Annotated in this window: 23 protein-coding genes; 14 read left to right on the top strand and 9 right to left on the bottom strand. The window is 41.1% G+C overall.

All coding sequences use genetic code 11. The features are described from left to right. The first annotated feature begins 428 nt into the window (after positions 1 to 428). Positions 429 to 1,661 (top strand): Vgb family protein, encoded by a 1,233-nt coding sequence (locus PSH48_RS18135; protein ID WP_273612037.1) that lies wholly within the window; start codon positions 429 to 431, stop codon positions 1,659 to 1,661. A gap of 212 nt (positions 1,662 to 1,873) precedes the next feature. After that, complete coding sequence (locus PSH48_RS18130) at positions 1,874 to 2,368, top strand: hypothetical protein (protein WP_055016388.1); 495 nt, start codon at positions 1,874 to 1,876, stop codon at positions 2,366 to 2,368. Positions 2,369 to 2,508: 140 nt separating this feature from the next. Here PSH48_RS18130 and PSH48_RS18125 read toward each other — a convergent pair whose 3' ends face one another. Then, entirely contained in the window at positions 2,509 to 2,754 is a 246-nt protein-coding gene (locus PSH48_RS18125; RefSeq protein WP_055016387.1) for a DUF4235 domain-containing protein, read from the bottom strand. Between the two features lie 505 nt (positions 2,755 to 3,259). On the opposite strand from PSH48_RS18125, the gene sodC reads away from it, so the two are divergent. Together sodC and PSH48_RS18115 are read left to right on the top strand one after the other, a co-directional pair. Next, the gene (sodC, locus tag PSH48_RS18120) at positions 3,260 to 3,829 is read left to right on the top strand and encodes a superoxide dismutase [Cu-Zn] SodC (protein ID WP_273612036.1); all 570 of its coding nucleotides are present in this window, start codon (positions 3,260 to 3,262) and stop codon (positions 3,827 to 3,829) included. A 13-nt stretch (positions 3,830 to 3,842) separates the two neighbouring features. Next, positions 3,843 to 4,076, top strand: coding sequence for a ChaB family protein (locus PSH48_RS18115; RefSeq protein WP_273612035.1), 234 nt, complete (start codon positions 3,843 to 3,845; stop codon positions 4,074 to 4,076). Positions 4,077 to 4,153: 77 nt separating this feature from the next. Here PSH48_RS18115 and PSH48_RS18110 read toward each other — a convergent pair whose 3' ends face one another. Next, entirely contained in the window at positions 4,154 to 5,386 is a 1,233-nt protein-coding gene (locus PSH48_RS18110; protein ID WP_273612034.1) for a sodium:glutamate symporter, read from the bottom strand. Positions 5,387 to 5,793: 407 nt separating this feature from the next. Here PSH48_RS18110 and PSH48_RS18105 point away from each other — a divergent pair, with 407 nt between their 5' ends. The 3 genes from PSH48_RS18105 to PSH48_RS18095 all read left to right on the top strand — a co-directional run bounded on the left by PSH48_RS18105 (position 5,794) and on the right by PSH48_RS18095 (position 7,943). After that, positions 5,794 to 6,384 (top strand): acyl carrier protein phosphodiesterase, encoded by a 591-nt coding sequence (locus PSH48_RS18105; protein WP_273612033.1) that lies wholly within the window; start codon positions 5,794 to 5,796, stop codon positions 6,382 to 6,384. Between the two features lie 176 nt (positions 6,385 to 6,560). After that, positions 6,561 to 7,202 (top strand): hypothetical protein, encoded by a 642-nt coding sequence (locus PSH48_RS18100; RefSeq protein WP_273612032.1) that lies wholly within the window; start codon positions 6,561 to 6,563, stop codon positions 7,200 to 7,202. Positions 7,203 to 7,265: 63 nt separating this feature from the next. Next, complete coding sequence (locus PSH48_RS18095) at positions 7,266 to 7,943, top strand: glutathione S-transferase family protein (protein ID WP_064386423.1); 678 nt, start codon at positions 7,266 to 7,268, stop codon at positions 7,941 to 7,943. Positions 7,944 to 8,011: 68 nt separating this feature from the next. On the opposite strand, the gene PSH48_RS18090 is transcribed toward PSH48_RS18095, so the two are convergent. Further along, positions 8,012 to 9,160, bottom strand: a complete 1,149-nt coding sequence (locus PSH48_RS18090) for a hypothetical protein (protein ID WP_273612031.1) — start codon at positions 9,158 to 9,160, stop codon at positions 8,012 to 8,014. Positions 9,161 to 9,366: 206 nt separating this feature from the next. On the opposite strand from PSH48_RS18090, the gene PSH48_RS18085 reads away from it, so the two are divergent. Continuing rightward, positions 9,367 to 10,734, top strand: coding sequence for an alkaline phosphatase PhoX (locus PSH48_RS18085; RefSeq protein ID WP_273612030.1), 1,368 nt, complete (start codon positions 9,367 to 9,369; stop codon positions 10,732 to 10,734). Positions 10,735 to 10,986: 252 nt separating this feature from the next. Here the strand turns inward: PSH48_RS18085 and dps are convergent, their stop codons facing one another. After that, on the bottom strand, positions 10,987 to 11,502 hold the full coding sequence (gene dps, locus PSH48_RS18080) for a DNA starvation/stationary phase protection protein Dps (RefSeq protein WP_004587573.1): 516 nt from the start codon (positions 11,500 to 11,502) through the stop codon (positions 10,987 to 10,989). A 611-nt stretch (positions 11,503 to 12,113) separates the two neighbouring features. Here dps and PSH48_RS18075 point away from each other — a divergent pair. Next, a complete protein-coding gene (locus PSH48_RS18075; protein ID WP_055252763.1) occupies positions 12,114 to 12,893 on the top strand; it encodes a nucleoside-binding protein in 780 nt (259 codons plus the stop codon). Positions 12,894 to 12,982: 89 nt separating this feature from the next. Here PSH48_RS18075 and PSH48_RS18070 read toward each other — a convergent pair whose 3' ends face one another. Continuing rightward, entirely contained in the window at positions 12,983 to 13,762 is a 780-nt protein-coding gene (locus PSH48_RS18070) for a DUF2189 domain-containing protein (protein ID WP_004589488.1), read from the bottom strand. Positions 13,763 to 14,018: 256 nt separating this feature from the next. Here PSH48_RS18070 and PSH48_RS18065 point away from each other — a divergent pair, with 256 nt between their 5' ends. The 3 genes from PSH48_RS18065 to PSH48_RS18055 all read left to right on the top strand — a co-directional run bounded on the left by PSH48_RS18065 (position 14,019) and on the right by PSH48_RS18055 (position 17,732). Beyond that, positions 14,019 to 14,852, top strand: a complete 834-nt coding sequence (locus tag PSH48_RS18065; protein WP_273612029.1) for a mechanosensitive ion channel family protein — start codon at positions 14,019 to 14,021, stop codon at positions 14,850 to 14,852. Between the two features lie 230 nt (positions 14,853 to 15,082). Beyond that, positions 15,083 to 17,155 carry a catalase gene (locus PSH48_RS18060; RefSeq protein ID WP_273612028.1) on the top strand — a complete coding sequence of 691 codons (2,073 nt, stop codon included), beginning with the start codon at positions 15,083 to 15,085 and terminating at the stop codon, positions 17,153 to 17,155. Positions 17,156 to 17,261: 106 nt separating this feature from the next. Continuing rightward, positions 17,262 to 17,732 (top strand): GFA family protein, encoded by a 471-nt coding sequence (locus tag PSH48_RS18055; protein WP_054982811.1) that lies wholly within the window; start codon positions 17,262 to 17,264, stop codon positions 17,730 to 17,732. 371 nt (positions 17,733 to 18,103) lie between these two features. On the opposite strand, the gene PSH48_RS18050 is transcribed toward PSH48_RS18055, so the two are convergent. Then, positions 18,104 to 18,814, bottom strand: a complete 711-nt coding sequence (locus tag PSH48_RS18050; protein WP_273612027.1) for a substrate-binding domain-containing protein — start codon at positions 18,812 to 18,814, stop codon at positions 18,104 to 18,106. Positions 18,815 to 18,984: 170 nt separating this feature from the next. Here PSH48_RS18050 and PSH48_RS18045 point away from each other — a divergent pair, with 170 nt between their 5' ends. Beyond that, positions 18,985 to 19,458 (top strand): VOC family protein, encoded by a 474-nt coding sequence (locus PSH48_RS18045; protein WP_004588872.1) that lies wholly within the window; start codon positions 18,985 to 18,987, stop codon positions 19,456 to 19,458. 31 nt (positions 19,459 to 19,489) lie between these two features. Here the strand turns inward: PSH48_RS18045 and PSH48_RS18040 are convergent, their stop codons facing one another. The 3 genes from PSH48_RS18040 to PSH48_RS18030 form a co-directional block, all read right to left on the bottom strand. Beyond that, the gene (locus tag PSH48_RS18040) at positions 19,490 to 20,257 is read right to left on the bottom strand and encodes a DUF6515 family protein (RefSeq protein WP_004588873.1); all 768 of its coding nucleotides are present in this window, start codon (positions 20,255 to 20,257) and stop codon (positions 19,490 to 19,492) included. Between the two features lie 435 nt (positions 20,258 to 20,692). Beyond that, positions 20,693 to 22,090 (bottom strand): YHYH protein, encoded by a 1,398-nt coding sequence (locus PSH48_RS18035; protein ID WP_443197873.1) that lies wholly within the window; start codon positions 22,088 to 22,090, stop codon positions 20,693 to 20,695. Between the two features lie 197 nt (positions 22,091 to 22,287). After that, a complete protein-coding gene (locus PSH48_RS18030) occupies positions 22,288 to 23,184 on the bottom strand; it encodes a LysR family transcriptional regulator (RefSeq protein WP_273612025.1) in 897 nt (298 codons plus the stop codon). A gap of 172 nt (positions 23,185 to 23,356) precedes the next feature. Between PSH48_RS18030 and PSH48_RS18025 the strand changes: the two genes are divergently transcribed. Then, on the top strand, positions 23,357 to 24,694 hold the full coding sequence (locus tag PSH48_RS18025; protein ID WP_273612024.1) for an MATE family efflux transporter: 1,338 nt from the start codon (positions 23,357 to 23,359) through the stop codon (positions 24,692 to 24,694). Positions 24,695 to 24,705: the final 11 nt, after the last annotated feature.

Genomic DNA, 24,705 nt, shown 5'->3' with positions numbered 1-24,705 from the left:
GTCAGGGCTTTATCTACGGAGCAGTATTAAATACTAGGCGCAAAGGCAAGCTCACTGACTTCGATGTGATAAATGATAGCTAATCATTTATCAACGAGAGATACAAGGCGCGAAGCTTGCTCGCGCGTTGGCCGAAAGCCCGAACTATTTGGTTTTACATGTAGAGGGAGTTTGTTTTAGTTTTTTAAGCAAGAAAACGTACCTAAATTACTATTACCCCCTCAAATAACGATTCCCACACCGAAAATAAAAACGACACTATTTTGCTAAAAGCTAAAAGCTAAAAGCTAAAAGCTAAAAGCTAAAAGCTAAAAGCTAAAAGCTAAAAGCTAAAAGCTAAAAGCTAAAAGCTAAAAGCTAAAAGCTAAAAGTGCTCACATAGTAAACACTTTCGCCCTATGCTTTAATATTAAAAAAGGGAGGGGGTTATGCGTAAAAATCGATTTTTATTTAATAAACACGTTGCTGTAATGGCTGCGCTAGGGGCTTTAGCTGCGCCGTTACCTGTATTGAGTAATGAGCCAGGGGTGTTAGTTGAGCAGCTTTGTGCCAGTTGCCATAGTTTAAATAACCTAGAGCGCAGTGCGGGTTATAGCCAAGAGGGTTGGCAAACACTAATAAGCTATATGGTTGATACAGGTGAAGGCACGGCCCTTAGTAAAGATATAAGCACGTATTTGGCAAAGCATTACCCTGTTAACACTAAGCGCGAATCAACGGTGGTAAAAGGCGATTTAAAACTTAGCTTTAAATATTGGCAAGTGCCTACGCTTGGGCAGCGCGCTCGCGACCCTGTGCAAGGTGAAAACGGGCTTATTTGGTGGGTTGGCCAGTGGGGCAATATTTTAGGTAGGTTAAACCCTAAAACCGGTGAAATGAAAGAGTACACCTTGCCAAGTGGTACGTATGCGCACAGTGTGTCGCTTGATAAAAACCAAACCCCTTGGTTTTTAGGCAATAAAAATGGCACGGTGGGGTATTTAGATTTACAAACCGAAAAATTTAAAGTGTATAAAATGCCTAATAAAAATGCCCGTGACCCGCATACAGGCGTGTTTGATGATGCAGGTATATTTTGGTTTACCCTGCAGCGCAGCAACATGATTGGCAGGCTAAACCCTAAAAACGGCGATATTAAACTGGCTACTTTACCCACTAAAGGCTCGCGGCCTTATGGTATAAAGCTTGATTCAAACGGGACGCCGTGGGTGTCGTGTAACGGCAGTAACTGTTTGGTTAAAGTTGATAAAAACACTATGGCGCTAAGCGAAATAAAACTCCCAGGTGCTAAAACACATACTAGGCGCCTTGCTATTACGCCTGATTATATGGTGTTTTATGTAAACTCTGGCATGGGTAAACTGGGCCGCTATAACCCCAAAAACGGTAAAATAACGCAGTGGGATAACCCCAGCGGCGAAAACAGCCACCCGTATGCCATTGAATATGCCGATAATGCTATTTGGTTTAATGAGTCGGCTAAGCGTCCCGAAACACTGGTTAGGTTTGATTTAAAAACTCAAACCATGCAAAGCTGGCAAATTCCGAGTAAAGAAGGGGTTTACTCTGGCTTAATTAGGCACATGCGTATGGGCAATAACAGCTTAATCATTCATCAAACGGCTACTAATCAATTAGCCGAAATTACGTGGTCTCAGTAATTGAGTTTATTAACGCGTTGTATAAAAGCGCTAAGCGTTGGTGCATTTATGTATGAGGTAGGAGTTTTTTACAACAGTTAGCAATATTTACGTTGTTTACGAGAGTGTTTGAGTATAATTTAATTTAAGCTGTTGATTTTTAGGTGTTATTTTGGTGGCTTAGGTTTTGCTTAGTAATAGCTGTATTATTTTAAATAAATAAAGGAGTTATTATGAGCAAGGTTATTACTGGGTTATTTGAAAGCGCATCGCAAGCAACACTGGCTATTTATAGGTTAGAAGCATTAGGTATTAACGAAGCTGATATAAGCATTGTAGCCAATGACTCATACGCAAAGGAAGATTTTGCTTTAGATGAGGGAACTAAAGCGGCTGAGGGCGGCATTGTAGGAGCAGCCTCAGGTGGTATTATTGCCGCTCTTGTAGGCGGGTTTACTGCTGTAGGTACCGTGGCAACCGGTGGAGCAGGTTTGCTCGTAGCTGGTCCATTAGTGGCTGCTTTTGCAGCGGGCGGCGCTGGTGCTGCTGTAGGTGGCACGTTAGGTGCTGCTATTGGTGCATTTATTCCAGAGCACGAAATTAAATATTATGAAGATGCGATTGAAAAGGGCTCTATTTTAATCGGCGTTAAGTACGATAGCGATAACAAAAACGCAATTGAAGAAATTCTTAACAATGCAGGGGCAAGCAACGTCTCTACTGCATAATGGTTAAAGGAATTGCCAGAAAGGTGAAACGTAGTTTCACCTTTTTTTTATTCATTTTTAAATGTCTTTAGACACACTTTATTTATAGCGTTAAAAAACCCCTATAAGGGGCTTTAGAAAAGTTACACTTATTAGGTGGGTTATTTGTGCTTTCGTTTATCTAGCGCGTAATTTACGGCCATTCTTGCTAAGCCTGCACCCACGCCCGACACCACAGCCCATGTAACGGCTTCTTTAAGATCAGTTTTTTCACTCGGCTTGTCTTTTGGGGCTGGCTCATTGGTTACTTTTTCCCACGACTTTTGTAAGCTTTTTCTGGTCAACATGCCAGCTGATGCAGCGGCTAGGCCTATACCTAGTGTTTTAATTAGTTGCTTGTTACTCATAATTCCCTCCATTGTTTAATAGCGATAGGGTCATCTATAACCCGTTTAACGACACTAGTATGCTGAGCAATTAGCATACCGACAGCGCAGTGGGCGTGGCGAGCATGGTTTATTTTAGTTTGTGCATGAGGGTGTAATTTGATTAAACGCGCTGTGCTATTGGCTTAGCGTGAAGTTAACTAATTAGCCTCTTAGCGGTTAAGCTGTTTTTTAAGCCATCGCAAAAGGTATTTAGGAAAGCGTGGGTTGCCTGCTAGGCCTGTAAAGTTGTCATTTTATTTGTAAATATGCCTCAGTTTTTGTACAGCGTTTTGGCAAAATTGCGCAGTATGTTTAAAAGTGGCGAGTTGATAATTTCCCATAGCTGATTATTTTATTATGATTCAGCGAGTTAAGTATTATGTAGGTAAATTATACATCTATAGCGAGCTTGGTATAAAGATTGAACCTAATAGCTAAGCAATCACGGTAATTTATAAACCTGATACTTTACGAGGAGATTACAATGAATAGTTTACTGTTTAATTCATCCAGTAGTAAAAGCGCAACACGAATTTTTAAACCCGCTTGCGCCATATTTTTTACCGCTGCAATGCTACAAAATAGCGCATTGGCGAATGTAGATGTTGATATGCATGCAGTGAGTAAATCGGGGCAAGGTGAGCTACTTGGCACTGTTACATTGACAGAAAATGATCACGGGGTGGTATTTACCCCTGCGCTTAAGGGGTTAACGCCTGGGCAGCATGGCTTTCATGTTCATCAATATGCTAGCTGCGAGCCAAAGCAAAAAAACGGTAAAGTTGTACCTGCCGCTGCTGCTGGTGGGCACTTTGATCCTAACAGCGCTAAACACCACGATGAACCGTGGAGTAATGGCCACTTAGGCGATTTACCTGCGTTATTTGTAAATAAGGATGGCGAAGCTACATCGCCTGTTTTAGCCCCAAGGCTCAAGCTTGAGCAGCTTAAACAACATGCAGTGATGATCCACAAAGGAGGCGACAATTATGCCGACGAACCCAAGAAACTAGGTGGCGGCGGTAAACGTGTTGCGTGCGGCGTAATTAAGTAATACGGAGGTTATTATGCCTTACCAAAATACAAAGGAGTTACCTGAGCCGGTAAAAAGTAATTTACCTAAACACGCCCAAGAGATATACCAAGAGGCGTTTAATAGCGCGTGGGATACCTATAAGGACCCAAGCGATAGAAAAAACGATGACGATCGCGAAACCACAGCGCATAAAGTGGCGTGGTCTGCTGTTAAAAATAGCTACAGTAAAAATGATAATGGAAACTGGGTTAAGGCGAGTAATTAGTTACTTGTAAAAGTAAAAAACCAACGTTTAAAAAGCCGCTACAACTTTTGTAGCGGCCTTTTTATAGCGTAATTGGGCTACTCGCTTTTGTGCTTACGGCGTTTATAAAAGGCAAAACCACCTACTACACACGCTAATATAAACGCCATAATAATAGTAAATGCCCACGGCCCAAAATTAGCAATGGCAGGAAGTGCGAGCGCAGTAACAATACCGCCGCCAACCACAGGCTCATAAAGCGGTTGTTTGTAACTAAAGGGGCGAATATGCTCACTAGGGTTTGAGGTAGCCTGTTTTAGCATTAACAGCCCAACCGCCGTGGTGCCCATAGATTGCCCAAGCTCGCCAATCCCTCTCACTTTCCAATCTTTAGGGAAAAACCACCCACCAAAGAAAAAGTAAATAGCTGCGCTATAAGCAACCCCCACCGCACCTAAAATTAAAATACTTTGCCAATATTTAGCAAGTACCGATAAGTTAAGCGCACCCAGTGCGGCAATTATCAGTAAATCGAGGGAGAGGTTAGAAAGCAGGTTTATTTGATAGTGACTAATTAAGTTACCCATGCCTGATTTATTAAGTGCTATTTGCACCACTAAACCCACCATCATCGCAACGGGGAATAAAGGCATGTACTCAAGTATTTTTACAGATGAATCGGCAAAAAGGCTTTTTTCGGCTACTTGTAAGGCGCTAAGTAAAAGCCAAGCAACAATAACAACAGTGCCTAAAATAGCAAAGTGCAGACCAAACGGGCGGTCTTTTACTTCTACTTTTTCGTCGTGGCTAATTTCAAGCTCTTGGTCGCCATCATCGGTGCGATTAGACATAATAGTCCCTAATACGATGGCGCTTATAAGGCCTATTGTTGCTATACCTAGTCCCAAGTCCATACCTTTTGCAAAATCGATACTCTCAAAAGTGGATTGCAGGCCAGCTACGGTGCCATGCCCGCCCTGAAATCCTACAGCAATGAGTGCGCCGGCAATTTCGTTGGTATCAAATAAAGGGGCTAGTATTAATAATGCTGTGATCATCCCGACTACATATTGGCCTATGGCAATGCTGTAGCCAAAGCTTAAATTGGGTAGGCTTTGATTTAGCGATTGTTTAATTGTAGGTATTTTTTTACCTAAAAATAAGCCTGCAAACACCACCACAATTAAATACCCAGGTAACTCCTTCCATATATTTGTGACCTTTTCATCTATCCATAAATTAGTCCCTTGGAGTGACAAATTAATATGCTCACCGAGTAATTGTGGCCCTAATAAAAGAGCCAACACGCCGGCAATTAACGAGGAGGGCACAATTAACCCCCTTAAAAATGTGTACTTAATTAAATTACCTAGCGTTAAAAAAAAGGCTAGTAATAGTAACGACTTAAAAAATATAGCTATATCCATAACTGATTTAACCTGTGTTTTATGCCCCTTTAAACTGCCTGCTAATAAAAAGAGCTATACATGTTTGAGTGCTAAATACGCTAGGTAGCAATATATATTCCAGCAACTTTTAAACTTTAAGTGATTGATAATTATATTTTAAATATTTTATGCTGAATTGAGTGCGACGGCTTTACAGAGTTTTTGTATGATTTTCAAACTATAGTGTTAGGTAATTACACAGGGAGTGCACTAAACACGCGTGTGAGTTTCGCTCAAATGTGCGTTACTATTTGGCAAAATTAAGTTTGTTTAAACCCATTGGGATAGCGTTGAATTATTTAGCTCACCTTTATTTTGCACAACCTACAGCCGATTCGCACTTTGGCAATTTATTAGGTGACTTTGGCGGCCGCAGGTATGCACAGCACCTGCCAAGTAGCGTTAAAAGCGCGCTAGAAAACCACTACTTAGTTGATAAGTTTACCGACTCACACCCTTTTGTAAAATCCGCTAAACAGTACTTTTCGCCCGAGCGAAAACGCTTTGCAGGCGTAGCGATTGACGTACTGTTTGATCATTTTTTAATTAGGCATTGGCAACACTTTAACAAACTCCCTTTAAATGATTTTAAACACAGCAGCTACGCACTTTTAAATGATCGCATAGCGGTTATGCCACCGCGCATGCAGAATGTTGTAACCAGCATGATTACAAACGATTGGTTTAAAGAGTACGAAACGATAGAAGGGGTAGGGCTTGCGCTCGATAACATAGCCAAACGGATTCGTTTTACTAATAACTTTGCTGGTACTGCTGAGGATATAACGCAAAACTACCATGAGTTAGAAGCGGTATTTTTAGCATTTTTTCCTGAGCTGATTGAGCATGTAAAAGAGAGCGGGCTTGAAAGAGGCTGCTAAAAATAGTAGTTATAAGCGTTTCCCATTAAATAAAAGCAGGGGCAGAAAAAGAACCCTGAAGGCCCAAATATACATAAGCGCGGATTGCGTAAAGCAACTAATAGCAAAATATGGGGGGCTGTAGTGTATTCCCTTAGTGATGAAATATTGTTGAAATTTAAAAGGAAGTAGATTTTATGCCTGATGTAACGGCACTGTTTTATATAGCTATTATGGCTTTTTATTTATTACACAAAAACGAAGAAGCCAAAATATTAGTTCCCGTAATTGGCTTCGCTGCAACCCCTCTTTTTAGCAACGACTACTGGCAATGGTTTCAGCTCAGTGCGGCACTGAGTGTTGTTGTTATAGTGATAGAAAAAGAGAAAGCAGGGTATACAGGCGGTGGTGCTGTTTCGGCATTTGCTGCATTTTTTATCGGCGCGTTATTAGTTAGTATTTTTATACACGCGACTTCGTCTGCGGTTACTAGTTTAAAATCTACAAGCTTTAATTTTAAACATCCACTAAGTTACGAGTGGCCTAGGGAAGTTGTAATTTTATACGCATCTTCGTTTATAACTGCATTGCTCGGGATATTATTCAATGTTCGTATGCCTGCAGCTCATAATGGCCTAGTAATTATTGCCGGCTTACTTGCTGTTTTACCTCATTTTTGTGGCTCTTTTTTATATGGTTTAGCATTGAGTGTAATTATTATTGTAGTCACTTTTTTGGTAGCACTTGTTAAAAAGGCGCAAGAAGAAGCGCGCTTTATATTTGCTTATATTGGTGCAGGGTTAATACAAGTGAGCTGTTTGGTTAAGTACTTTAGTTAACTATTTTTTGAACGACTGCTCAAGTTGTGGTTTAATTGTAGCTACTACTTTTAGGAGCGTTTTATGATCAAATTTTATTTTCACCATACACCTAACCCAATGAAGGTTGCTTTGTTTTTAGAAGAAACAGGCCTACCGTTTGAACTTGTACCACTTGATACCTTAAAAGGTGAGCAACATACACCAGAGTTTAAAGCCATTAATCCTAATGCAAAAGCACCTGCCATTGTTGATGGTGAAACCCGTGTATTTGATTCGAACGCTATATTAATGTACCTAAGTGAAAAGCACGGCAAGTTAGCAGGTAAGCCAGAAAATCGCGCCGAAATGCTTTCATGGTTAATGTTTATTGCATCGGGTTTAGGGCCGTATTCTGGGCAAAGTGTTCATTTTAGACATATGGCGCCAGAAGGGCTTGATTACGCCGTTAACCGCTACTTGCGTGAGGCGCAGCGCCATTACGAAGTGCTTGATGCACACCTTGAAGGTCGCGACTTTATAGTGGGTGATGAATACACCATTGCTGATGTATCTGCTTGGGGTTGGATTGATAAAGCGCCAGTAGTACTTGGAGAAGAAGGCCTAGCGCCATACCCTAATTTAAAACGTTGGTTTGAAAGCATTGATAGCCGCCCAGCGGTTGCGCGTGCACGCAAAATTGGCACCGATGTCGCCTTTAAAAAAGAGTTTGATGAAGAAGCCAAACGTGCGTTTTTCCCATCTAACTACCCGAAGAGCTAACGCTTAAAAAGTAAAAAAGGGCAATTAATATTGCCCTTTTTTTTATGTATATTAATTGCTTAGCTTTATTATAATGCCACTAAGCTTTGCGTGAGCATTGCTTTAATTTGTTTAACTATGTTGGCTTCTGTTTCGGGTTCAAATTGTTGAATACGCGGGGTATGGATATGCCCAGTAGGAATGCTCGAATTTAGCGCATCACGCAGTCGAATACTACGATACGATATTTCGTTAGACAAATAACCACCCCCGCCGCCATTTACTGCAACACTATTTTTAAGTGCGCCGTACGAGCCCGCTTTAAAGGTTTTAGCAAGTGTAGTTACTTCGCGATTGTCGATTACTTTATATGGGCCTTTGGCGTTTTGCATGGCGCTTACTGGTAGGCTAAATTTTACAAATTCATTACCAGGCAGTGGGCGGCCATTTAGCTTGGGTATAACAGGACTTGTTTGCGTACCACCGTAGACAATATTGGCGTTATCTGGCGCGGTTACGCTGCGGCGTTTACCAGGAAAGTGCTCTAAATCAAACTCGGTTCTACCCATACTAACCGTTACAACCATGTCGACGTTGTTAAGTGCGTAGTAGGGGGCAAGGAGTGATTCTATTATACCTTGGTCAAAGTCTTCGTAGCGTACTGGTACCATAACCGTGTTAATTTCGGCGCTAACGCCATTGTAATTAATAACTTGGCCGTCGAGTAACAATGCGGCGACCCCAGATGGGTTACTTTGGTTGATATTTTTGTCGAGTAAAAAAGGGTCAAATCCGGTAAGTATAATTTTTTTATCACTGCCTGATGAAAAAGCTAAATCGGTGCGGCCTCGGCTGCCCTCTTCAAGCATGCTTAGCAGCGTATTTATTTGCGCGTCAGATAGCTCAACGTTAGCTGCGGTTGTGCGTATTATTTTGCTTGAAAGCAAGCGCGCCCAGTAAAGTGCTCGGTCGTCGTAATTGTTAGTTTTAATAATGCGTTGCTTAGCGCTTTCCCACAGCTCAAAACTATAGGTTTGAATGAGCTGCTTTGCCTCTTTAAAGTTATTGAGCGCTTTAAACTGTTGCTCAAAGGTGGTTACTTCTTTATTAAAGGCGTTTAACACAGTGGGCATTGCTGTTTGTGCTTTGCTGATGCGTTGTTCTTCAACGGTGAGTGGATTACTTAAAGCTGCGAATGAAGAGGCAATTAAGCTGGTTGCTAGTAATACTTTGATCATGATACTCCTAATTAAGCCGTTGTTATTTGAGTAACTTACTATCCTACTATTAAACAGTGAGGGCAATTATTTAAAGTTGAATTAACTGATATCTGGTACGGATGGAATGTTACATTATTACATTTTGATGAATTTAGCAAAGCGCCGCACTTCTAGCGGGTTATTTCATTTACTATAGATTTAATAAAAAACACGGGAATAAAATAATGGTTTCTAGAAGAGAGTTTTTATTTAGTGCAGGCTCGCTTGCGTTTATTGGCTTATCGCGCAGCGCAATGGGTAACGTTGCTTTACCTGAAGTAACAACAAAGTTACCTGCTTATGGCCCATTAATAGCCGACCCTCAGGCCTTATTAGATTTACCTAAAGGCTTTAGTTATCGGGTTATATCGGCACTTGGCGATAAAATGGATGATGGTTTAGACGTACCCGACCGTGCCGATGGCATGGGTTGTATTGCATTAGATAACGAACGCGTAGCCCTTATACGTAACCATGAGTTACAACCTAAACACATTAATAAAGCATCTGATTTAATTAGTAATCACAAAACCCCTTTAGCCTATGATTCATTTAAAAATGGTGTAGCTTTGCCTGGGGGCACTAGCCATATAATTTATAACTTAAAAGAGCAAAAGCGCGAGCAAGAGTATTTATCGCTGTGTGGCACAATAAGAAACTGCTCAGGCGGTGTAACGCCGTGGGGTAGTTGGCTAACCTGCGAAGAAACCGTTATGGATAAAAGCGATGGCTTGTCTCAATCTCACGGTTACATTTTTGAGGTACCAGCCAGCGCCAAAGGCCTAATTAAGCCAGAGCCATTATATGATATGGGCCGCTTTAATCATGAAGCCGCAGCAATAGACCCACAAACTGGTATTGTTTATTTAACTGAAGATAGAGGCGATAGTTTGTTTTATCGGTTTATTCCTCATCATCGCGATAAGTTAAATAAAGGCGGCACATTGCAAGCGATGGTAATTAAAAACCAGCCTCAGTTTGATAGCCGAAATTGGGACTCACCAGCCATGCCATTACACAGCGACCTTTTAGTTGAATGGATAACGCTCACAGACCCTAAAAGCCCAAATGATGACCTACGTAAGCAAGGTTATAAAAAAGGTGCAGCCTTATTTGCACGAGGAGAGGGAATACATTGGGGTAAAAATGAGCTTTATTTTTGCTGTACTAATGGGGGCAAAAAGCAGTTAGGTCAGGTAATGAAGTACACACCTTCAAAAAACGAAGGCACTGAGTTAGAGCAAAATGAGCCTGGTAAAATACAACTATTTGTAGAAAGTACAAACGAGTCGTTATACAACTTTGGTGATAATTTAACGGTAGCACCTAACGGGCATTTAATTGTATGTGAGGATCAATACACAGACACGGTGAATAACCATTTACGCGGGGTAACACCCAAAGGAGAGGTGTATAACTTTGCTAAATTGCATGCGCAAACAGAGCTTGCTGGGGCGTGTTTTTCACCTGACGGGCAAACCTTGTTTGTAAACGTATACATGCCAACTAAAACGTTGGCTATTACTGGTCCGTGGGATAGTTTTAAGCTTTAAAGTGGTAAAAAAATACAAACGCTTAGCATGCCTTATACTAGGCGTTTGTATTTTAACAATCCTTGTAGGTTTACCAAATCCGTTAGCAAGCTTTAGTCATCCTTGGTGCATTTACTACATCCTTTATGTAATAAGCAACGAGTCCTTGTAGTTTGCACTTCATCCTGTACCTACTTATGTAACGTATCCTTGTATCTTTATTAGTCCTTTAACTCTTATTAACATTCCTTGTATGGCAAAGTGGGTAATAAATTAATGATTTAGTTTACCTGCAGACGATTCAATGTGTGCACGTACAAACCATTGAAACTGCTCTAAGTCACCTAGCTGGCTGGTGATCATATCCTCTGATACTGGGTCTAATTCAGACAGCGTGCCAATGGCTTTGCGGTGGTCGGCGTTTACGCCACTGTATACTTTGTCTAATGCACCTAAATGCTCTACTACAAAGGCTTTACCTAATGAGTATTCTTCCCATGTGCGGCGATCTACAATTGACTTAGGTGTACCTTGTGGCGTACCGCCTAATGTAGCAATACGCTCTGCGATGGTGTCGGTCATTTCGCGAATAGCATCGACTTGTGGGTCTAACATTTCATGCACACCAATAAAGCTTGGGCCTACTACATTCCAGTGAATATGCTTTAAAGTAAGTTGTAAGTCTAAAAGCGCTACGAGTCGGTTATCGAGTGTTTCAATTGTTTTTTTTGCTGATTCGTTATCCATACCTGGGGCTGTAAATTCAATTGGGTGTTGTGAGTTACTCATAATGTCTCCCGTTGTGTAATTTGTTGTATGTAGCCATTGCTACCATTTAACTTGCAATACATGAAGCAAAGCCTATGCCTACCAAGTTTATTTATTTAAGTTGTTGATACCTAATGCTTTATTTTTCATTGGGTACGTAGGGTTAAAAAGGGAGAGACGTAGAATATGAATTTTATGCACTTATTTTTGTAAATTGTGCACAGTAGTAAAAAAGCTGTGGCTGTTTATCGATTGAGTTGAAATTTGTTTATGCTCAATAAGGTATAGTCTGTGTAATACAGCTACCTAAAGTACCTAGCCTTACAATTCACGCCGTTATTAAATCGCCTTTAAAGCTCACCTTAATATTGCACGCGCTACAACCTCTAAATAAAACCCAGTAAATAAGCTAAGCAAGGGTATACAAAATATAAAGGTGCTTATTTATTACCTGCGTAATGATTAATTCAGGTGTTTTATACAGGGCTAACGCTGCTCTTTTAAAGTCGCCCTACTGGGCTTTACTGCTTAGATTTTAAAAATCAGCCTTTGTACTTATTTAATCTCTTTAGTTGGTGAATGCTCACTGATATACTCCCGCCGCATTTTAATTGGGGTTATGTAAATAAATCATGAATTTTTTAAAAACACTGTTTACAACATCTATACTGCTTTTGTCTCACTCAGCACTAGCAGAAAATTGGAGCGTCACACAGCTTCACACAAATTTTGGCGATGCCTTAAATCCCTTTACCGGGGAGTCGTCATTTACACGCACCTACACCATAGAGCATGCCTCAGAGCATGACTTAGGTGATAACTACTTTTTTATCGACTTTTTAAACGACAGCCTTAGTGATGGTTTTCAAGATACGGGTATATATGGCGAGTGGTACACAACACTTAGCTTATCAAAAGCCTTTGATACCTCTGTGCGTTATGGTGCAATAAAAGACACAGGTTTAGTGTTTGGTATAAACGCCGGTGAAGAGGGATTAATGAAATATACCCCAGGCATAAAGCTCAGCTGGGATGCCCCAGGTTTTGATTTTTTAACAACTACTTTTGCAGGTTACATTGATGCCAACGGCGGCGTGCAAAAAGATCAGCTAGCCAAGCAAGACAACAGCATTTTTATAGACCTTGCATGGGGTGCACCTTTTACACTAGCTAGCCAAGCATTTTATTTTACCGGCCACGTAGAATATATTTCTGGGCGTGATGACGAACTAGGCAATAAAGTTAATGAGTGGTTGCTTGCTCAACCCGCTGTGCATTGGGATGTAGGGCAAAACTTTAATTTAAACCCGCAGCAGTTAATGGTAGGGGTAGAGTGGCGCTATTGGTACAACAAGTTAGGGACTAATAAAATAGAAAACCAGCCCTTTTTACATGCTATTTGGGTATTTTAAGCACAGCTTGCTTTGCTAGGTTAATAAAAAAATAGCGCCTTTTGGCGCTATTTTTGGTCAGTGTGGTTGGAACTTTAAGTGGTTGGTTGTTACTCGTAACCACGAGGTTTTTTGGTTTTAATAACTGCAATATAAGCATGCCAACTGGCGTAACTAAGCAAAGGCATAATTACAATAAAGCCCGTGGCACCGGTAGCAAAACCAACAGCTACCAATAAAAATATACAAATTGACCATACCACCATAGCGGCAAAGTTAGTTTTTACAGCGTTCATAGAGCTTATTACAGCGGTCATAATATCTACTCGGCGCTCCATCATTATTTGTGGAGCAAAAGCAGAAAGCGAAAATACAGTCACCAGTAATACCCCTCCTATTATGCTGCCTAACGTTAAAAACGCCGATAACTCTTCAAAGGTGGGATTGGCGTGGCTAGGATATAAAGCATGCACAAGCGCGGCTAAACGCATCCAAGCAATCATGATAACCATTAGCATTATTGCAAAGCCCCATTCGCCTACTGGGTTTCTAAACATCGACTTTATAGAGTGGCTAAGTGTGGGTTTATGCCCTTTTTCAAGCTCCCATGCTACATCGTAAAGGCCTGCCGCAAAGGCTGGGCCTATTAATGCAAACGCCACGGTTGCAGGCAGTATTACTAAATATGTACCTGTAAACATTGCCCAGTAAACAATAGCAACAGGAATAAGGGTAAATATTACCCCGTAAATAAGGCTCAATATGGGCGCACGGGTCATGTCTTTAAATGCCAGTGCTAGCCAGTGAAAAGCCGCAAATGTGTTTACCTTATTGCATTCAATGCAGCGGGCAAATTCAGAGTGTTTATTAATCGTATTTGTTGTTGGCATAACAACGCTCCTTAACAAGGTGTCTCTTAAAGGTTTAGAACACATTGGCTTTATTTACAAATTGAACAATATATACGCAATAAAAAATATTTTCGGTCAATTTATGTACTGATTTGTTTTTGTAACTGTTATTGGTGATAAAAATGAAAGGCAAATACAGCGAATAAGTAAAAATTCGTAATTTAGTTAATAAAAAGTTAACATCAAGTGTTTAATGTGATTTTATATTTACAACCAGTCTAACAGGAACAATAAAATGGACGAGATAATAAATAATATTGATGTAAATCAGTATTTGCCGGCAGCAGTAATGTGGGCAACAAATATTCTAATGGCAATTGTTATATTACTAATAGGCTTATGGCTTGCGGGTAAAGTGCGTAATATGATTATTACTTTATGCCATAAATACACTCACTTTGATGACACGCTGTTTCGCTTTTTAGGCAGTATGGCGCGCTATGTTATTTTAGCGTTTGTATTTATTGCCGTGTTAAACCGCTTTGGTGTGCAAACAGCTTCAATAATTGCGCTATTAGGTGCGGCAGGTTTAGCTATTGGGTTAGCGCTGCAAGGTGCTATGTCTAACTTAGCTGCAGGTGTAATGTTACTTATATTTAGACCTTACAAAGTAAACGACTTTATTGAAGCCGCAGGGCGCTTTGGTAAAGTTACCGAGGTTGATATGTTTACAACTATTTTGCAAACGTTCGATAATCAGCAAGTTATTATCCCAAATAGCCAAATTTGGGGAGCGCAAATTATTAATCATTCGCATCATCCTATTCGTGGCGTAGATATGCACTTTGGTGTGGCATACGATGAAAACACCGACGCTGTTCGCAAAGTTATTGATAGCGTACTTGAGGCTCATCCATACATACTAAAAGACCCAGCCTCTTTTGTTGAAGTAGAAACACTAAACAACAGCTCGGTAGACTTTTTAGTAAGACCTTTTTGTAAAGGCGAGCACTACTTCGAAATTTTATACACGGTGCCAGAGCTGATTAAAAAAGCCCTTGATGAAAACAATATTGAAATTCCATTCCCACATCGTAAAGTTATTTTAGTTAACGAGAATAAAGATTAAGGCTAAAACCTAAGAGCACTTTTTAAGTGCTCTTTTTTTGTCTGAAAAAGTTACACGCCTGTGTAATTTTTTCTTTTATAAATTACCTCAAATACTACTTTTTTGTCTGTACAGCCCTTTTTTTACTAGGTTGGATGGCTGGTCTTTATTTTGCATTTGCATAGTCGCTTTTAATTTAAAGCCCATAAAAACTATCGACCCATTAAATCAAATTGTATGAAGGACTAAACATGGCTGAATCATTTAAATACTCAGGCAATAAAGGGCATGGTGGCGAATTACATCAAAAGGCTTCTGATGAATACCCAACGATGACCACCGCGCAAGGGTGCCCTGTTAGCGACGATCAAAACTCATTACGTGCAGGCAAGCGCGGCCCAGGTTTATTAGAAGATCATGTAATGCGCGAAAAGCTGTTTCACTTTGATCACGAACGCATTCCAGAGCGTGTGGTACATGCCAGAGGCTACGGTGCTCATGGTTATTTTGAAACCTACGACACGCTTGAAGATTTAACCTGTGCTGATATTTTTCAGCGCAAAGGTGAAAAAACACCGGTATTTGCACGGTTCTCAACTGTTGCAGGGAATAAAGGGTCTCCCGATTTAGCACGTGATGTTCGCGGGTTTGCTGTTAAATTTTACACCCAAGAAGGAAACTGGGATTTAGTGGGTAACAACATACCTGTATTTTTTATTCAGGATGCGATGAAGTTTCCTGATTTAATTCACTCAGCTAAGGCTGAACCAGACCGTGGTTTTCCACAAGCGCAAACCGCGCACGATAACTTTTGGGACTTTGTAAGTTTATCGCCTGAGTCAATTCATATGATTATGTGGGCCATGTCAGATAGAGCCATACCGCGCTCTTTACGCTTTATGGAAGGCTTTGGTGTTCATACCTTTAAATTTATTAATGCAAATGGCGATGAAAAATTTGTTAAGTTTCATTGGAAACCAAAAGCCGGTATGCAGTCAGTAGTGTGGAACGAAGCGCTTAAACTCAATGGTGCTGACCCTGATTTTCATCGCAGAGACATGTGGGAGTCTATTGGTAAAGGCGACTTCCCAGAGTGGGAGCTGGGTGTACAAGTGTTTGATCAGCAATTTGCTGATGAATTTGAATTTGATGTTTTTGATGCCACCAAGCTTATACCTGAAGAGCAAGTACCCGTAAAAATTGTGGGCCGCATGGTGCTTGACCGTGTAGTTGATAACTTTTTTGCCGAAACAGAGCAAGTGGCTTTTTGTACACAAAACATTGTACCTGGGCTTGATTTTACACCCGACCCATTACTGCAAGGGCGTAACTTTTCGTATTTAGATACTCAAACCAAACGCTTAGGCGGTCCTAACTTTACGCACATTCCGGTTAATGCGCCTAAATGCCCAATGCGTCATTTTCAACAAGATGGCCACATGGCAATGCATAACCCTAAAGGGCGTGCTAACTACGAGCCAAACTCGTGGAGCGGCGATGAGCATAACCCCCGTGAATGCCCAGTGCATGGCTTTAAAAGCTCAAGCGAGCCAGAAGTAAGCGGTGGAGATAAGCTGCGTTATCGCTCAGAAACATTTAGCGATCATTACAGCCAAGCGCGCCAATTTTACTTAAGCCAAACAGAAGTAGAGCAAGCGCACATCCAATATGCGTTTGTATTTGAGCTTTCAAAAGTAGAGCATGTGCCGATTCGTGAGCGTGTGGTTTCGCACTTATTAAATGTAGATAACACATTAGCGCAAGAAGTTGCAAAAGGCCTGCGCCTGCAAGATATGCCAGAGCCGGCTGAAGCTGCTATGCCAACGCGTAACGATTTACCTGTATCAGATGCGCTAAGTATTTTAAAAAATGCGCCAGATACCTTTAAAGGTCGAAAGTTAGGTATTTTAGTGAGCGATGGCTTTGATGCTGATATTTTTAATTCGGTTACAAATGCCTTAGACGCTGAAGGTGCTAACTACGAAATTGTGGCCGCACAAGTAGGTGGTGCATGTTGTAGTAAAGGTAAGCATGTAGCAGCGGATCAAGTAATTAATGGCGGCCCTTCGGTGCTTTACGATGCGGTGATGGTACTTGCAACGCAAGAGGGCGCTAAGAAGCTTGCTGGTATTCCTGAGTCAAAAGACTTTGTGAGCGATGCGTTCGCGCACATGAAATACATAGGCTACACAAAAGATGCCATGGCATTATTTGAAGCCGCAGGGCTTGATGGTAAAGCCGACGATGGTTGGATAGATTTAAACATGCACTCTGCAGATAAATTTATTGAAACATTGCGCAATTTAAGGTTTTGGCAGCGTTAGAACAAAACGCTTTAGCAAATAATAACCACACCCTGTAAAGGGTGTGGTTTTTTTATGGCTAACTGGTTATGGTATTAACTCTAAACAGTAACTAATTGGATTTATTATGAAGCTTAAAGGCGCTTGCCACTGTGGCAAAGTAACGTTTAGTGTGAGCTCTAAACACCCTTATCCTTATAACTTATGTTACTGCTCTATTTGTCGTAAAACGGCCGGCAGTGGCGGGTTTGTTATAAACTTGAACGCACAATACAGCACGCTTGAGGTTACAGGGCGTGAGCATATTACTATTTATCATGCCAAAGTGGGTGATAAAACCAGCCCTGCTGAGCGCCATTTTTGTAAACACTGCAGCAGTAACTTGTGGTTATATGATTCGCGATGGCCTGAGCAAGTTCATCCCTTTGCTGGCGCAATAGACAGCGAATTACCCGTACCGCCAGAGCACACCCATTTAATGCTTGCCAGTAAGGCCAATTGGGTTACCCCGCATATTCAAAAGAATGATAAACAGTTTGATGAATACCCCGATGAAAGCATTGCAGCGTGGCACCAACGTTTAAACTTAGAGCAATAATACGCTGGCTAAAGTGCACTGCATCGTACTTAAAAGGTCATAACCCACAGTTAATAGGGTAAAATTTTAATGATTAACAGTGCACTTTGAGGCGTTACTTTGGGTGCAGTAATGAAAGTCGGTGTAGTAGTGAGATTGCGCAGGCTTTTTATTATATAAAATGTAGTCGTGCATTAGCTTAGTGCTCAAGCGGCCCATTTCAAATGGATTTTGCCCTATGTTAGCCGAAGAGAGGCCCCTGCTTAACACATTGAGCTGTATTTCTTCTGTATCGGCAGAAACAATAATAATGTCTTTATCGGCAATACGTTGCTTAAAAGGCGCTAAGGCATTTACGTAATGAGGGTTAAACTGTGCAAACCCCGCAACAGCTAAAAAATGGGTGGGTTGTCCATTTTTAATAAATGCATTAACTGCTTTAGTGACTCTTCGCGCTTACCTAAACTAAATAAGGGGCAGCGACTATGTTCGCGCCAACCGTTTTTACCTGATAGGTGCGCTGTCGCTTGATCAGACAGCGCATACCTAACCCCAGCAATACGCTTGTTTAAATTAGGGGTCGTATGGTGCCCCGACTGCATGCAAAGCGTATTATTTGCTTTGTTGGTCAGTTTTTTTACTTGCTCGCCTAAGGCAACGCCAAAGTCGAAATTGTTACTGCCTACGTAGGCTAGGCGGTACTGTTGGTGTTTTTCTAGCAGGTCAGAATCAAAAGTTATAACAGGAATGTTTTTGCTTTTAAGCGCCATTAATGAGCGAGTGACCAAATGCTGAGAGTCGGTTGTTGCTACAATTAACCCATCTATTTTTTGATCAACTAACCTATTAATGACCATAGATTGGCTACGAATGTCTTGAAAGTCTTTTGGTCCATCGTACTTGCATTCTATTTCAGGGTGCTCATTACTAAAGTGCAAACAGCCTTTAAAGGCTTGCTGATAAAAAGAGTCGTTTTTTGTTTTACCTACAATGGCAATCACAACTTTAGCCACGCTTTGGTGGGCAAATAAAGCACACCAGCTTAAAACTAAATATTTCAGAACTTTATACTTTTTAGCGGCGAGGCTAATTTTAGCTAACATTATAAAAGTCCCAAGCAAATAAAAGTAAGATATATATTACAGCTAGTATAGTTATTGACCACAAATTGGCTAATTTAATTATAGTGACTTAAATGAGTTAACACGTTGAAAGAAGTGTTTTTAACCTATAGGCTAAATACATACACCAATAAAAAATAATGGAGAGCGTTATGACTGTTTCAGCAATTCCCAAAGGGTTTAGTTCGGTAACACCGTACTTAATTATAGAAGGTGCTCAGCAAGCTATTTGTTTTTATCGTGATGCATTTAATGCGCAGTTAGTAATGCAAATGCCGCTGCCAGAGGGCGGTATAGCCCATGCTGAAATTATAATTGGCGACTCCCACATTATGATTTCGGACTCATGCCCGGACGAGTCATTTAAAAGCCCCAATGCACTTGGTGGCACACCGGTAAGTTTAATGCTTTACGTAGAAGATGTAGACAGCGTATTTAAAAAGGCAATTGAACTTGGCGCTACAGAAGTACGCCCAGTGCACGACCAGTTTTACGGTGATAGAGCCGGCACCCTACAAGACCCATTCGGGCATATTTGGACCATAGGCACCCATAAAGAAGATTTAAGTGAGCAAGAAATTAACCAACGAATGGCCGACTTAATGTCAAAAGAGCAAGATGCATAAAGCAGCTTGCCCTGCGTTTGAGCTAAATTGTTTACCCTAAATTTATCGCTAAATATTTTATTTCGTCACCGTTTATTTGCGGTAAAAAATAAATATCTTGGTACTTAAAATATTGTTGATCGTTAATCGTGACTGCCTCTGCCGAAATAGGGAGGGTGTCGTAGGTTTGCCCTAAATCATAATTTTTAGCACTGCCTACCTTAATAGCCTGATTAACCACTATTTTAGGCTCATCAACTACTCTATAACCATTATTATCTGCCACGTAATATACATTTTGGTAGGTATAGTAAGTGGTATTATGGCGTTTAAAGTGTGAATAATGCCTTGGTAGTGAGCGTATTCTTAAGCCTCTTGGTGGCTTAACTACGTGGTAGCCTCTTTTTGCTTTTCTGTAGTAAATACCATCACTAAATGTAAACGTAATGCCATTAAATCTGATTGAAGCACTATTGCGCGGTAAATGATTAAAATAATGCCCAGGCCGGTAGGTCACTACGTTGTGGCGATTATGTTTAAAATAATTACGAGTGCGTTGCTGCTGTTTGTAATGGGCAACTTTGCGCTTTTGCTCTTTGCGGTGCTCGCGTTTGGCTTGTTTGCGCTCTTTACGGTCGTTTTTTTTATATTCTATACGCTGTTTTTTGTCATCGCGGCGCTCATCTCGTTTGTATTCGATGCGTTTTGCGCGCTCATTATTAAAACTTTTTGCGTGTTCTCGCTCATTGGGTGCTGCATATGCAGCGCCAGATACTGCACTTATGGCAAGTAGAGCAGGGAGTAATTGAGTCAGTTTCATACTAGTGCCTCGTGTATGTTGTTACATAACTGGGTTCAATACTAGCGCTTTAAACTGAATGGTAACTGACATGTAACCGATAACAGGGGCGTGTTTACAGCTTTTTACTAACGTTTACTGTTCTTGACACAAGCCAACGTTTTCTCACATTTTTGACGATTTTAGGAACTTTTATAGGCTATAATTTGCGTAACTAATTGTTACGGCAAGTGCTTTTAACACTTGACGTAATTTATAATTAGCCTGAATTTGGATAATAAATCTATCTCGGGCAGCTATTTTCAGTGCAAACCGCGTTTAACTTACTTGCAATAGGCAAGCTATTGACGCGTAAATTTGCCTTATTTTCACTGAAAATCTCTGGCTAGAGAAAATAAACTTAAATATCACCATGGTTCAATATGTTAGTAAATCTCTAACCAGAGTTCAGGTTAATTAGCGTTTAGGTTTTTCTGGTAAGGCGGCTTTTAGCTGCTCCGGTGTTACATTAAGTGCCTTTGCTACAACCGCTAAATCGGCATTAGGGCCGCCGGCTTTTTGCATTGCTTGCATAAGCACTTTTTCGCTAACGCCTAGTTTGTTAGCTGCCTCAGCAAACCCCGGTGGCGACATGCCGTCGTTAGGGCCACCCGCTTTTGGACCGCCACCACCTGGTGGTTCATGGCGAGATATTTTAGTGCCTTCAGGTGGCTTAGCCCCTACACCTGCTTGTGCTGTGGTCATAAAGTTGTTTTGTGCAACCACACCTTTTAAGCATTTAGGTAAGTTAGGGAATGTATTACTTGCATGGTAGTGGTAAGTAACTATGCCGCTTTCACCCACGGGGCCTGTGTGGCCATTACAGCTATCAAGCTCGGTTGGGGATGTACCATCAATTTCTTGGCTTCCGTAAATTGGGTAGCCATCAAAGCCATAACCAAATAGGGCGCTTGGCTTTTGCGTTAAATTATTACAGTTAGCGTTTACATGTTCGTGTTTATATACGCTGTCTATATCACTAGCGGTGCCGTGGTAGTGGTACCAACCGCCCGGATCAATATGACCTGCGCACGTATCAAGCGCGGGTAAATGCCCAGTATGTTGCACACTTGGCGCATCCGAAAAAATAGGCACACCCGCAAGCGCTATACCCACTTTAGATACAGTGCCCAGCGCTGTTGTTTGCTCAGACATAACAGGGTGCAGTGGTAAAAGGGCGGTAATTTCTACGCTTTTATCTACCGATACATTAATACATGCATGATCAACTGTTGGGCGAATGGTCGCGTTATCAACAATATGCACTTTGCCGTCTTCATCGTAAAAGGTAAAACCTTGCTCGTTAAGCATGGTTAAAAATGCTTTATCTAACCTATATAGCCCCGCATCGGTGCCATCCCAATCCCAAATTCCGCCTACGTCGTCGAGTGTTTCTGGGCAAAAAGGGCCGACTTCAATGTTGTCGGGCTGATATTTTAAAACCACTTGAGCACACTGAGTTTGTAAGCCGTTTTCAAGCGTACACTCAACAGTTTGTGGCAGCTTTACCATGGCTTTAATATTAAATTCATCGGTATTTATAAGCGTGTTTTTAGCGCTTTTAGTTTCTGGGGAGACAGGTGTACTTTCGCTTTTTATCTGCTCGCCACATGCAGTTAAAAGTACCGTGGCACTAAGCAGGCAAAATGCGAGCTTAGTTTTTGTAGTGTGAACGCTAGGCGCTTTTAAACGACTTCGTTTAATTGTTCTCATACTTACCCCAAAACGATTTATATACGAAAGTTTTAGTATGGCAATAAATTGTGCAAATAAAATGAAAGTTTTAAAAGAGTTATTGATATGTTTGAGATGCATGGCTAGCTTTTAATTAACATTATTGGGAGTTGTTATTAAGTTATTTAATAAACTTACACGATTAAATACGAAGTATAAAAGTACAAGTTAGCAACTGCTGTTTTTACTTGCCCAAGGTTTACCAATAAAGCTCCATATATTTAAAGCGCAAAAAGCACAAACCTAGGTTTGTGCTTTTATATTTTACAGTTAAATATTTATATTTTTTCCCAGTAGGGTTCGTCACCAAAGTAGCCGCTAAAGTAGTCTATAAAGGCCCTTACTTTTGGCGCTAATAAACGCGAACTTGGGTAAACACTCCAAATAGCGGTGTCGGAAGCAAGTGGGTAGTCTTGTAAAATTTGTACCAGCTCACCACTTTGTAGTTTTTTATAGGCACACCAGCTCGACATTAACGTAATACCTAAGCCTTGCACGCACGCATCGCGCACCGCTTCACCGTTATCAGCTTGTAATACGTTATTGGTTTTAATGTTTTGTGTGCCCTCGGGTGTAATAAACGACCACGTAGTTAAACCATGTAAATTAACACAGGTATGATTTTTTAAATCTTGTGGTGTTTTAGGTGTGCCGTGTTTAGCAAGGTACTTAGGCGATGCGCAAATTAAGCGTTTATCACGGGCAACCTTTCGGGCTATAAGGGTTGAGTCGTTTAATGCGGCGTCGCGTATTGCTATATCAAAACCACCGCCGACCATATCAATAATGCTATCGCTTAAGCGTAAATCAATTGTCAGGTCGGGGTATTGCTCAATAAATCCAGCCAATGCAGGAATAATATGCATACGCCCGAACGAAGCAGGGGCGGTAATGCGCAATTTTCCTTGTGGAGTTACGCTGCCAATACCTACCGAGGCGCGTGCCATTTCAACATTGGCAAGCACTTCCTCGGCGTGGGGTAAAAAAGCTTGCCCCTCTTCGGTTAGCGATACTTTTCGGGTTGTACGATGAATAAGTTTAACGCCGAGCGTTTCTTCAAGCTTATTCATTTGGGCGCTAGAAACCGCAGCCGACAAACCTAACTCCTTGCCAGCTAAGCTAATATTATGTGTTGTTGCGATTCTGACAAACAGATTTAAATGGGCAATGTTCATTATCAAATTTTTCAATAAACTGATTATTTAAACAACTATATTATCAATACTTAGTTGTGTAAATATACTAGCAGCTTATTCATTGTGACTTTTCCTGTGGCGCTTACTATAAGCGCCTTTTTTTTCGGTATTTTTCTCGTTTAAATTTTTAAGTTTAGAGTGAGCCTGCCTTATGAGCCGTAATACATCATTACTTTTAAAGTATTTATTTAAGCAAACCTGGCCTATGTTGGTTGGCTTGTTTTCTATTATGGGAAGCCAGCTGGTTGATAGTATTTTTATTGCTAAGCTAGGCGCTGAGCCTCTCGCTGTAGTTGCCTTTAGTATTGCTATTTTTCAGGTAATTGTGGGAGTACAAGTAGGCTTAGGTATTGCGGCAACTGCGACCATTTCTACTGCACTTGGGGAAAATAAAGTTAACTACGCACGCTACTTAGGTAGTTTAATCGTACTTATTGGCACCGTAATAGTAACGCTATTGTGCTTGGCGTTGTGGCTTTTTCAGCAGCCTATAATTTTAGCGCTGGGTGCAACGCCTTCGTTATTTAATTTAACTGAGCTTTACTGGTTGCCTTGGTTAATAAGCTGCTGGCTTGGAGCGCTGCTTTATTTTGGTTACAGTATTTGCCGTGCCCATAACGAAACCTTATTGCCCGGGCGAATTATGGTGCTAACCAGCGTGTTAAATATAGCGCTCGATCCATTGTTTATGTTTACCTTTGATATGGGTTTAGCGGGTGCTGCATGGGCAAGCTGTGTTGCTTTTGCAATAGGCTTAGCAGTGGTGTTTTACACGCTTATTAAACGAGAACTTGTAACCTTTGACGTTTTAAAAAACCGCACCGAGCAGGCAATAAAAGCCATTGCAAAAATGATGGCGCCGGCTTTACTTTCACAGTTTATTCCGCCTATTTCAGCCATGATAGTAACGGCACTGATTGCCGCGTATGATGGGTTTGCTGTAGCAGCTTGGGGGCTTGCAAACCGTATTGAATATATTGCGATTATTTTAATTTTAGCGCTTACCATGGCGCTGCCCCCCATTGTTGGAAATTTAAAAGGGCGGGGCGAGCTTAGGCAAATATTAAGCGTAGTAAAACTTGCGTGCGGTTTTGTAATTGGCATACAAATTTTATTAGCGGTTATTATGCTAGGTGTGGCTAACCCGCTTGCAAATGCGCTTAGCAATAATAGTGAAATAGTAGCTAACCTAACAGATTACTTTGCATTTGTGCCCCTGAGCTACGCGGCTTTGGGTGTATGTATGATCACGGTATCGGTATGTAACGCGCTGGGCTTTGCGACCACGGCCTTATTTATCTCCATATTGCGGCTATTTTTGTGTTACTTACCACTACTTTGGTTAGGCTCGTATTTTTACGGTTTAACAGGGTTATTTATCGGTATGGCATGCGGTAATACCTTGTCGGGTATTGTGGGTTGGCAGCTTTTTAAGCAGCAATATAAGCGGTTAACACCACACGTTAGCGTGCGCTCAAGCACTGTTTAATTATCAATATA

It is taken from the genome of Pseudoalteromonas sp. Angola-4 (assembly GCF_028599265.1).
GTDB classification, from domain to species: Bacteria; Pseudomonadota; Gammaproteobacteria; order Enterobacterales; family Alteromonadaceae; genus Pseudoalteromonas; species Pseudoalteromonas atlantica.
The sequence above is the reverse complement of the archived record's forward strand: the minus strand, read 5'-3'. Positions and strand labels throughout refer to the sequence as shown.

What these genes read in the sequence shown, in the direction of transcription:
- PSH48_RS18060 (WP_273612028.1), top strand. Translation starts at nt 15,083, where the DNA reads ATGGCTGAATCATTTAAATACTCAGGCAATAAAGGGCATGGTGGCGAA.
- PSH48_RS18065 (WP_273612029.1), top strand. Translation starts at nt 14,019, where the DNA reads ATGGACGAGATAATAAATAATATTGATGTAAATCAGTATTTGCCGGCA.
- PSH48_RS18090 (WP_273612031.1), bottom strand. Translation starts at nt 9,160, where the DNA reads ATGATCAAAGTATTACTAGCAACCAGCTTAATTGCCTCTTCATTCGCA.
- PSH48_RS18085 (WP_273612030.1), top strand. Translation starts at nt 9,367, where the DNA reads ATGGTTTCTAGAAGAGAGTTTTTATTTAGTGCAGGCTCGCTTGCGTTT.
- PSH48_RS18130 (WP_055016388.1), top strand. Translation starts at nt 1,874, where the DNA reads ATGAGCAAGGTTATTACTGGGTTATTTGAAAGCGCATCGCAAGCAACA.
- PSH48_RS18045 (WP_004588872.1), top strand. Translation starts at nt 18,985, where the DNA reads ATGACTGTTTCAGCAATTCCCAAAGGGTTTAGTTCGGTAACACCGTAC.
- PSH48_RS18070 (WP_004589488.1), bottom strand. Translation starts at nt 13,762, where the DNA reads ATGCCAACAACAAATACGATTAATAAACACTCTGAATTTGCCCGCTGC.
- PSH48_RS18035 (WP_443197873.1), bottom strand. Translation starts at nt 22,090, where the DNA reads ATGCATCTCAAACATATCAATAACTCTTTTAAAACTTTCATTTTATTT.
- PSH48_RS18125 (WP_055016387.1), bottom strand. Translation starts at nt 2,754, where the DNA reads ATGAGTAACAAGCAACTAATTAAAACACTAGGTATAGGCCTAGCCGCT.
- PSH48_RS18030 (WP_273612025.1), bottom strand. Translation starts at nt 23,184, where the DNA reads ATGAACATTGCCCATTTAAATCTGTTTGTCAGAATCGCAACAACACAT.
- sodC (WP_273612036.1), top strand. Translation starts at nt 3,260, where the DNA reads ATGAATAGTTTACTGTTTAATTCATCCAGTAGTAAAAGCGCAACACGA.
- PSH48_RS18040 (WP_004588873.1), bottom strand. Translation starts at nt 20,257, where the DNA reads ATGAAACTGACTCAATTACTCCCTGCTCTACTTGCCATAAGTGCAGTA.
- PSH48_RS18075 (WP_055252763.1), top strand. Translation starts at nt 12,114, where the DNA reads ATGAATTTTTTAAAAACACTGTTTACAACATCTATACTGCTTTTGTCT.
- PSH48_RS18095 (WP_064386423.1), top strand. Translation starts at nt 7,266, where the DNA reads ATGATCAAATTTTATTTTCACCATACACCTAACCCAATGAAGGTTGCT.
- PSH48_RS18100 (WP_273612032.1), top strand. Translation starts at nt 6,561, where the DNA reads ATGCCTGATGTAACGGCACTGTTTTATATAGCTATTATGGCTTTTTAT.
- PSH48_RS18055 (WP_054982811.1), top strand. Translation starts at nt 17,262, where the DNA reads ATGAAGCTTAAAGGCGCTTGCCACTGTGGCAAAGTAACGTTTAGTGTG.
- dps (WP_004587573.1), bottom strand. Translation starts at nt 11,502, where the DNA reads ATGAGTAACTCACAACACCCAATTGAATTTACAGCCCCAGGTATGGAT.
- PSH48_RS18135 (WP_273612037.1), top strand. Translation starts at nt 429, where the DNA reads ATGCGTAAAAATCGATTTTTATTTAATAAACACGTTGCTGTAATGGCT.
- PSH48_RS18050 (WP_273612027.1), bottom strand. Translation starts at nt 18,814, where the DNA reads ATGTTAGCTAAAATTAGCCTCGCCGCTAAAAAGTATAAAGTTCTGAAA.
- PSH48_RS18115 (WP_273612035.1), top strand. Translation starts at nt 3,843, where the DNA reads ATGCCTTACCAAAATACAAAGGAGTTACCTGAGCCGGTAAAAAGTAAT.
- PSH48_RS18025 (WP_273612024.1), top strand. Translation starts at nt 23,357, where the DNA reads ATGAGCCGTAATACATCATTACTTTTAAAGTATTTATTTAAGCAAACC.